The organism is Burkholderia seminalis DSM 23518 (genome assembly GCF_902832885.1).
Classification (GTDB): Bacteria; Pseudomonadota; Gammaproteobacteria; order Burkholderiales; family Burkholderiaceae; genus Burkholderia; species Burkholderia seminalis.
Map to the genome: position 1 here is coordinate 97696 of NZ_CADFDK010000018.1, position 8999 is coordinate 106694.

9 protein-coding genes are annotated in these 8999 nt (G+C 67.5%); 4 read left to right on the forward strand and 5 right to left on the reverse strand.

Going from position 1 to position 8999, the window contains the following annotated elements; all coding sequences use genetic code 11:
* Positions 1–3 precede the first annotated feature (3 nt).
* The 3 genes from HWX00_RS33080 to HWX00_RS33090 all read right to left on the reverse strand — a co-directional run bounded on the left by HWX00_RS33080 (position 4) and on the right by HWX00_RS33090 (position 2403).
* Positions 4–717, reverse strand: coding sequence for an ABC transporter permease (locus HWX00_RS33080; protein ID WP_034186234.1), 714 nt, complete (start codon positions 715–717; stop codon positions 4–6).
* Positions 714–1403, reverse strand: a complete 690-nt coding sequence (locus HWX00_RS33085) for an ABC transporter permease (protein WP_034186233.1) — start codon at positions 1401–1403, stop codon at positions 714–716. The genes HWX00_RS33080 and HWX00_RS33085 overlap by 4 nt, the downstream gene beginning before the upstream one ends.
* A gap of 217 nt (positions 1404–1620) precedes the next feature.
* Positions 1621–2403, reverse strand: a complete 783-nt coding sequence (locus HWX00_RS33090) for an ABC transporter substrate-binding protein (RefSeq protein WP_049030099.1) — start codon at positions 2401–2403, stop codon at positions 1621–1623.
* A gap of 362 nt (positions 2404–2765) precedes the next feature.
* Between HWX00_RS33090 and HWX00_RS33095 the strand changes: the two genes are divergently transcribed.
* Entirely contained in the window at positions 2766–3464 is a 699-nt protein-coding gene (locus HWX00_RS33095; RefSeq protein ID WP_034186232.1) for a pirin family protein, read from the forward strand.
* Positions 3465–3534: 70 nt separating this feature from the next.
* Here the strand turns inward: HWX00_RS33095 and HWX00_RS33100 are convergent, their stop codons facing one another.
* Positions 3535–4086 carry a Spy/CpxP family protein refolding chaperone gene (locus HWX00_RS33100; protein WP_034186231.1) on the reverse strand — a complete coding sequence of 184 codons (552 nt, stop codon included), beginning with the start codon at positions 4084–4086 and terminating at the stop codon, positions 3535–3537.
* A gap of 224 nt (positions 4087–4310) precedes the next feature.
* Between HWX00_RS33100 and HWX00_RS33105 the strand changes: the two genes are divergently transcribed.
* On the forward strand, positions 4311–5036 hold the full coding sequence (locus HWX00_RS33105; RefSeq protein ID WP_006493394.1) for a response regulator: 726 nt from the start codon (positions 4311–4313) through the stop codon (positions 5034–5036).
* Positions 5020–6336 carry an ATP-binding protein gene (locus HWX00_RS33110; protein WP_049033472.1) on the forward strand — a complete coding sequence of 439 codons (1317 nt, stop codon included), beginning with the start codon at positions 5020–5022 and terminating at the stop codon, positions 6334–6336. The genes HWX00_RS33105 and HWX00_RS33110 overlap by 17 nt, the downstream gene beginning before the upstream one ends.
* Positions 6337–6378: 42 nt before the next feature.
* Here HWX00_RS33110 and HWX00_RS33115 read toward each other — a convergent pair whose 3' ends face one another.
* Entirely contained in the window at positions 6379–6645 is a 267-nt protein-coding gene (locus HWX00_RS33115; RefSeq protein ID WP_027786765.1) for a double-stranded DNA-specific endonuclease, read from the reverse strand.
* 448 nt (positions 6646–7093) lie between these two features.
* Here HWX00_RS33115 and HWX00_RS33120 point away from each other — a divergent pair, with 448 nt between their 5' ends.
* A complete protein-coding gene (locus HWX00_RS33120; RefSeq protein ID WP_175027690.1) occupies positions 7094–8851 on the forward strand; it encodes an ABC transporter permease in 1758 nt (585 codons plus the stop codon).
* Positions 8852–8999 lie beyond the last annotated feature (148 nt).

Genomic DNA, 8999 nt, shown 5'->3' on the forward strand with positions numbered 1-8999 from the left:
AACTTACTTGCCTTGCGGGCGCAGATACGCGAGCCAGCGACGCTCGGCCTGGCGGAACAGCCACACGAGCGTGAACGAGATCGCGAGGTAGAGCAGGGCGGCAATGCCGAACGCATGGAACGACATGTAGGTCGCCGAGTTGACGTCGCGCGCGATCTTGAGGATGTCCGGCACGGTCGCGGTGAACGCGACGGTGGTCGCATGCAGCATCAGGATCACTTCGTTGCTGTACAGCGGCAGCGCGCGGCGCAGCGCCGACGGCAGGATCACGCGGCGATACATCGTGAACGGGGACATCCCGTACGCGCGCGCGGCTTCGATCTCGCCATACGACGTCGCCTTGATCGCGCCGGCGAAGATCTCGGTGGTGTATGCGCAGGTGTTCAGCGTGAACGCGAGCAGCGTGCAGTGCATCCCGTCGCGGAAGAATGCATCGAGCACCGGCGTGCCGCGCACGGCCTGCAGGCTGTAGAGGCCCGTGTAGCAGAGCAGCAGCTGCACGTAGAGCGGCGTGCCGCGGAACACGTACGTGTACAGCCACACGGCGCTCGACAGCCACTTCTTCTTCGACACGCGCGCCACGGCGAGCGGTATCGACAGGCAGAAGCCGAGGCCGATCGACACGACGAGCAGCCACAGCGTGATCGCGACACCGGTGATGCGATAGCCGTCGGTGTAGAGATAGTTGCGCCAGTATTCTTGGATGAGTTCGATCATAGGTCAGCCTTGCGGACACCGGTCGAGTAGCGCTTTTCGAGCCACATCAGCACGAAGTTCGAGATCGTCGTGATGGCGAGGTAGACCGCGCCCGCGATCAGCGTGAAGAAGAAGAACCGCAGCGTGCCCTTGCCGGCGTCCTGCGAGGCCTTCACGACGTCGGCGAGGCCGATGATCGACACCAGCGCGGTCGACTTCACGAGCACCTGCCAGTTGTTGCCGATGCCCGGCAGCGCGAAGCGCATCATCTGCGGGAACATGATCCGCGTGAACACCTGCCAGTTCGTCATCCCGTATGCGCTGCCGGCCTCGAGCTGGCCGCGCGGCACCGACAGGAACGCACCGCGGAAGGTCTCGGTGAAGTACGCGCCGTAGATGAAGCCGAGCACGAGCACGCCGGCGAGGAACGGGTCGATGTCGATCTGGTCCCAGCCGAGCGCGTCGGTCGCCATGTTCAGCCAGATCTGCAGGCTGTAGAACAGCAGCAGCATCAGCACGAGGTCGGGTACGCCGCGGATCAGCGTCGTGTAGACGGTGCCGATGCCGTTCGTCACGCGGTTGCGCGACAGCTTCGCGCCTGCGCCGAGCAGCCCCAGCAGGAACGACAGCGCGAGCGAAAGCACCGCCAGTTTGACGGTTTGCCAGGTGCCAGCGAGGATCAGCGGGCCGTAACCTTGTAGAAACATATGTGGTCCTTGACGGCGCACGCGGTGCGCCGCGAAAGACGCGCCCGCCAAGCTGCGCGGAACGCCCCGTGCGTATCATGACCGTCCGCCCCGGCAACGGTGCCGGGCGAGCCCGTCGCGCGAGCGGCGGGCAAGGGGGCGGGCGGCGCGTGGTTGACTGCCTTTACTGCGTGGACACGGGGCCGCCCCCGCATCCGTTGCTTCTTCTTGTCGGCGCTTAGCGGGCCGGCGCCGAATAGACGCTGAACGAGAAGTACTTGTGCGACAGCCGGTCGTACGTGCCGTCCTTGTGCATGTCGGCCAGCGCCTGGTTGATCTTGAGCTTCAGGTCCGTATCGTCCTTGCGCAGGCCGATCGCGGTGCCGTCGCCGATCGTCTTCGGATCCTTCACTTCCGGCCCGGCGAACGCGAAGCCCTTGCCGCGCGGCGTGCGCAGGAAGCCGTAGTCGGCCTGCAGCTCGTCCTGCAGCGTCGCATCGAGGCGGCCCGAGCCGAGATCGGTGTAGACCTGGTCCTGGTTCTGGTAAGGAACGATCGTCACGCCCTGCGGTTCCCAGTACGTCTTCGCGTAGGTTTCCTGCGTCGAACCCTGCTCGACGCCGACACGCTTGCCCTTCAGCGACGCGACCGTCGGCAGCAGGGGCGAGCCGGTCTTCGCGATCATCCGGGCCGGCGCGTCATACACCTTGTCGGAGAAGTCGATCTGCTCGCGGCGCTTGTCCGTGACGGTCAGCGACGACACGATGACGTCGTACTTCTTCGCCTTCAGCGCCGGGATGATCCCGTCGAGATCCTGCGCCACCCACACGCATTTCACGTTGATCCGTTTGCAGATTTCCTTGGTGAGATCGACGTCGAAACCGACGATCTCGCCGCTCGGCGCGGTCGACTCGAACGGCGGGTAGCTGGCATCGACGCCGATCCGCACGGTCTTCCACTCCTTCGCGAAGGCGCTGCCCGCCACGAGGGCGAGGGCGGCGCACAGGGCGGCCTTCTTCATTTCCATCCTTCTGTTGCTGACTTTCCGGGGGCGCTCGCGGCCGGCGGGACCGGGCGCCGCGGCGTATTCTAGACGGCCAAAATTCGCCGGACGGCGCTCTGGCGATGGCGCCGCCGGAACGGCGAACGCCAAAAGGGCGGTATTTTACCCGAACGCGATTCCCCGAAAACGGCAATCCGGCGCGACCGATCGATTCTTCGAATCGGCTGTTGCGGCAATCGTGGCATTGACAGCGAATATTTTGGCGATTGGTTGCGCGAACGCAACAATGCTGTGCATTGGCGGCGGATTGTGGCGCGTTCGGTGTCCCCCTACAGTGGCGGTAAACCCGAACAAGTATCTGCCCCCGGAGTGCCCGCGCCATGTTCCAGATCCGCCGCGCCGAAGACCGTTGCCACACGCGCCAAGGCTGGCTCGAATCGAGTCACAGCTTTTCGTCGGCCGGCCGCGCCGCGAACGCGCATCCGCCGGTCGGCGCGCTGCACGTGCTGAGCGAGGACCTGATCGCGCCGACGCGCGGGTTCGGGATGCAGCCGCGTCGCGACGTGGAGATCGTGACCTACGTGCTGGACGGCACGCTCGCGCACCGCGACAGCCTCGGCTGCGGCGCGATCGTCCGCGCCGGCGGCGTCCAGCGGGTGAGTGCCGGGACGGGGCTCGTGCACAGCGAAACCAACGCGTCGCGCGACCGTCCGCTGCATCTGCTGCAGATCTGGCTGCAGCCGGCCGAGCGGGGCGGGCGGCCCGGTTACGAGGAGCGGCATTTCGCCGCCGCCGAGAAACGCGGCCGGCTGCGGCTCGTCGCGGCGCCCGGCGGCGGCGACGGCGCGCTGTCGATGGGGGCGGATGCCCGCATCTTCGCGGGGCTGATCGACGGCGACGAGGGGGTGACCTTCGAGGTCCGCGCGGGGCGCAGCACCTACGTGCACGTGGCGCGCGGCGACATCGAGGTCAACGGCCGCGCGCTGGCCGCCGGCGACGGCGCGCGGATCGGCGGCGTGGACGCGGTGGCGTTCGCGCGCGGCCGGGCGGCCGAAGTACTGCTGTTCGACGTCGCCTAAAACGAAAAAAGGGGACGCGGGCCGGTGCCCGCGTCCCCTTCGGCGCCGCTCCGGGAAGCGGCCCGCCGGCTTACTGCGCCGGCGCCGATGCGCCCTTGGCGGCGCGATGCTGCTCCCAGCGCTCCTTCATCTTCTCGTGGCGCTGTTCCATCTTCGCGTACTGCTGCTTGAGCGCCGTGCTGACCGTCGTCTTCTGCTGGTCGTTCAGCCCGTTGTAGAACGTGAGCCACGCAGCCGACGTCTGCTCGCGCAGTTGCGCGTTCTGCGCTTCGGCCTGCTGGCGTGCCGAATGCATCGCGCTCAGGTCGAGGATCGGCTGGTTCTGCTGCGCCTTGAACTGCTCGCGCACCTGCTCGTGGTTCTTGCGCATCGCGTCATGGTTCTGCTTCATCGTGTTGACGGCCGCCTGCCATTGCTGTTCCTGCGACGCGTTGAGCTTCAGCTGGTCGTGCAGTTTCATGATCGCGCCGAACGGGCCGCCTTCGTGCCCGCCGTGCATCTGGTGCATGCCGGGGCCGCCCGGAGGCGGCATGTCGTTGGGCTGCGCGGCATGCGCGGTGCCGAAGGCGAGAGCGAGCACGGCGGCGGCCGCGATGGCCACGCGGGAAGTCTTCTTATACATTTCAGAAACTCCTTGTATCCAAAGGGTCCGGCGATGCGGTGCCGGAAAAGCCGGGTACCGCATCCGGTAAGACGCAGGTTAGCGATGCAGGCTCCGGCCGGTGTTACGTGGGGCGGCGGCCCGGTTACCGTGCATTACAGTTCCCTTGCGCGGTAACCCGCAGTAACCCTTTCGTCCCTTTGTTTCGTTCTTCGACTCCGCCCTCGCGCGGTAAACTTCGAGCCATGACTACCCAGATCCTCATCGTCGACGACGACCAAGAACTCCGAGACCTGCTGCGCGACTATCTCGTGCGCCAGGGGATGGAAGTGTCCGTGCTGCACGACGCGGCGACGCTCGAGAAGCGCCTCGAGCGCGAGCGGCCCGACCTGATCGTGCTGGACCTGATGATGCCGGGCGTGGACGGCCTGACCGCGCTGCGCCAGTTGCGCGCGGCCGGCGACGACATCCCCGTGATCATGCTCACCGCGCGGGCGGACGACGTCGATCGCATCGTCGGGCTCGAACTCGGCGCGGACGACTACCTCGGCAAGCCGTTCAACCCGCGCGAGCTGCTCGCGCGCGTGCAGGCGGTGCTGCGCCGCCGCCGCGCGACGCCGTCGGCGGCGGCGCCCGAACAGCGCGAGCCGTTCGCGTTCGGCCGTTTCCTGCTCGACTTCCAGGCGCGCACGCTGTCGGTCGACGGCAAGCCGGCCACGCTGTCGAGCAGCGAATTCGCGCTGCTGAAGATCTTCGTGAACCACGCGCTGCGCACGCTCACGCGCGAGCGGCTGCTCGAGCTGCTGCACGGGCCCGAGTACGACGGTACCGACCGCGGCATCGACGTCCAGGTGTGGCGCCTGCGCCGCATCCTAGAAACGGATCCGTCGACGCCGCGCTTCATCCAGACGGTGCGCGGGCGCGGCTACGTGTTCGTGCCCGACGGCGAGGCTCATGCGCAAACCCATTGATTCACTGTTCGGGCGGCTGGCGCTGCTCGTCATCGGTGTCCTGCTCCTGTCGCACTTCGCGTGGTTCTTCGCGATGCGGCTCGAGCGCAACCAGATGCAGACGCGTTATGCGGTCGAGGAAGCCGCGTTCCTTGTCGACGCCGTGCGCCAGCACGTCGAGCGCACGCCCGACCAGCCGCTGCCGTCGCGCGTGCGGCTGGTGCCGCCGGACAGCGCCGACGTCCCGAAGGGCGGCGATTCGGCGTTGCCGCCGCCGCTCAAGCGGTTCCGCGACGACGTGAGCGAGCGCATGCCGCCCGGCACGCAGGTCGAGATCGGCACGCCGGGCCATCCGCCCGTGCTGTGGGTGAAGGAGCCGGCCGATCGCAACTGGATCGTGGTGCCCGTGCAGCCGCTGCGGCCGCCGCGCTCGCTCGACCGGATGCTGCTGTGGCTCGGCACGATCTTCTCGGCCGGCGTGATCGCCGCGCTGTTCGCGGCCTGGCAGCTGCAGCAGCCGCTGCGCTCGCTCGCGCGCGCGGTCGGGCGTTTCGGCCGCGGGCAGCCGGTGCCGCCGCTGCGCGAGCGCGGCCCGCGCGAGCTGCGCCAGCTCACGCACGGCTTCAACCAGATGGTGGAGCAGGTGTCGCAGGCCGAGAACGATCGCGCGGTGATGCTGGCGGGCGTCGCGCACGACCTGCGCACGCCGCTGGCGCGGATGCGCCTGCGGGCGGAAATGATGGACGACGCGCGGTTGCGCGACGGCGTCGTGCGCGATGTCGACTCGATGTCGCACATCGTCGACCAGTTCCTGGTGTTCGCGCACGGCGGGTCCGACCGCAGCGAACCGGTGCCGGTCGACCAGGCATGCGAGCGGATCGCGCGCAGCTATCGCGCGGTCGCGCCGAATGCGCCGACGGTCCAGACCCGGCTTGATGCCGATCCGGGTTTCCGGCTGCCGACGGCCACGCTCGACCGGATCCTGTCGAACCTGCTGGACAACGCGCATGCGTATGGCGCACCGCCGGTGCTTGTCGAAACGGCGCGCACGCCGGCCGGCTATGTGTTGTCGGTCAGCGACAGCGGTGGCGGGATTGCGCCGCGCGATCTGGCGGCCGCGACGCGGCCGTTCGTGCGGCTCGACCCCGCGCGCGGCGGGAACGGCCACAGCGGGCTCGGGCTTGCGATCGTCGAGCGGCTGGTGCTCAGGCTGGGCGGGGCGTGCGACATCGGCAACCGCCCCGAGGGCGGTCTGCGCGTCGCGATGACGTTCCCGTTCGAGGCCGTGCCGAAGGACGAACCCCACGCACAGGCCGCGTAGGCGGCTGCGGCGCCTGCCCGGCCGGGCGGGCGCCGCGCGGCGTCATTCGCCGAACAGCGTGCCGAGCGTCTCGGCCGCGTTGCTGTCGATCGTGTTGTAGGTCACGCTGGTGGCCTCGAAGATGTAGACGGTCGTATACCGGCCGAGGCGCTCCAGGATTTCCTCCTGCAGCGATTCCGGCACGACGTTCATATTCAGGTACCATGCGGTCGACGACAGCCGCGTCTGGAACGACCCGTACTCCTGCATCAGTTCGTAGAACGCGTCGGCATCCTGATCGCGGCAGACGATCACCAAGTTTCCTGCCATTCCCTTTCCTCCCGCTCGTCGGTCGATCCCCAAGGGGGCTAGCCCCGATCATACCCGCTTCACCGTATTCGGCCCCTGATGTCCGACACGGTTTGCGCCCGTGTGGGGCTGGCGGGTTCCCGGCCGGGCCGGATCACGGCATAATTCGGGCCTGCTGCCGGCCGAAGGACTCAGGCCGGGCTGCTCCGTACCGCGCACCGGCCGTCCGCCCGCGCGTCGGGCACGATCGGTGCACCGACCCCGGACGGTTGAACCTGAAATACAGGTTGGTGTAGTGTCGTGCCGTCGCGGGCCGACTCGCCCCCGGGAGCGCGGGCGCAGCGTGCACGCACGGCGCATCGCGCGTGCGCGAGATCGTCAGTCAATCGAGAATTACCGCGCCCGTGCGCTTTGCCATGAATCAACATCGACTGCCGGCTTCGTTCGGCCTTACCGGGGAGGGCGCCTGATGAATGTCGGATTCTTCAATCCGAACCGGACCGCCAACGCGTCCGCGTGGCGCGTTCTGCCGAACCGTTGGGACTTCATCGCGTTTCCGCTGATCATCTGCCTGATCGCGATGGCGATCGTCGGTTTCCACGAAACGATGGCGCCGATCGGCACGCTGCAGACGCAGAAGATCTCGCTCGACCCGTCGAACCTGCCCGAATACGCGTTGCGCACCACGCTGCGGATGCTCGCGGCGATGGTCGCGTCGCTCGCGTTCACGCTCGTCTACGGCACGCTCGCGGCCAAGAGCCGTCGCGCGGGCATGGTGCTGATCCCGATCCTCGACATCCTGCAGTCGGTGCCGGTGCTCGGCTTCATCTCGTTTACCGTCACGTTCTTCCTCGCGCTGTTCCCGAGCCGCGTGCTCGGCGCCGAGCTCGCGGCGATCTTCGCGATCTTCACGAGCCAGGCGTGGAACATGACGTTCAGCTTCTACCAGTCGCTGCGCACGGTGCCGCGCGATCTGGACGAAGTGTCGCGCGGTTTCCACCTGACGTCGTGGCAGCGCTTCTGGAAGCTCGAAGTGCCGTTCTCGATGCCGGGCCTGATCTGGAACATGATGATGTCGATGTCGGGCGGCTGGTTCTTCGTCGTCGCGTCGGAGGCGATCACCGTCGGCAACCAGACGATCACGCTGCCCGGCATCGGCGCGTATCTCGCGCAGGCGATCTCGGACAAGAACTTCGGCGCGATCGGCTGGGTGATCCTCACGATGACGGTCGTGATCCTCGCGTACGACCAGTTCCTGTTCCGGCCGCTCATCGCGTGGGCCGACAAGTTCCGGATGGAGAACACCGCGTCGGGCGATGCGCCGCAATCCTGGCTGCTCGACCTCGTGCGCCGCACGCGCCTGATTCATCAGCTGCTCGTGCCGGCCGGCTGGTTCTTCGCGAAGGCCGCACGGATTCCGCTGCGCCTGCCGCTGTCGGGCGCGATGCGGTTTTCGCTGCCGCGCGTCGAGAAGAAGGCGTCGCGCACCGTCGACATCGCGTGGGCGATCCTTGTGCTGGTCGGCACGGCCTACATCGTGTGGCGCGTCGTGAGCTTCGTCGCGACCGGCGTGACGATGGCCGAGGTCGGCCACGTGATCACGCTCGGGCTCATCACGCTGCTGCGCGTGGTCGTGCTGATCTCGATCGCGTCGGTGATCTGGGTGCCGATCGGCGTATGGATCGGGCTGCGCCCGAAGCTGGCCGAGAAGCTGCAGCCGCTCGCGCAGTTCCTCGCCGCGTTCCCGGCCAACCTGCTGTTCCCGGTGTTCGTGATCGTGATCGCGCGCTTCCACCTGAACGCGGACATCTGGCTGTCGCCGCTGATCGTGCTCGGCACGCAGTGGTATATCCTGTTCAACGTGATCGCCGGTGCCACGTCCTACCCGAACGACTATCGCGAAGCGGCGACGAATTTCCGCATCCGCGGCTGGCAGTGGTGGCGGCAGGCGATCCTGCCCGGCATCTTCCCGTACTACGTGACCGGCGCGATCACCGCGTCGGGCGGCGCATGGAACGCGAGCATCGTGTCGGAAGCCGTGCAGTGGGGCAACACCAAGATCGAGGCGCACGGCCTCGGCGCGTACATCGCGCAGACCACGGCCGCCGGCGATTTCCCGAAGATCATCCTGGGCATCGCCGTGATGTCCCTGTTCGTCACCTTGTTCAACCGCCTGCTGTGGCGGCCGCTGTATGCTTTCGCCGAAGCGAAGCTGCGGCTCGACTGAGATCGATTGAGAGCGAAACGCGATGCACAATCCGAATGCTGTAAACGCCCCCGTCCAGACGTCCCAGCCGCCGCGCCTCGGTGAGGAAATCCTGCGCGTCGATCACGTTTGCCGCGGCTTCAACAAGACGCAGGGCGAATTGCTCGTG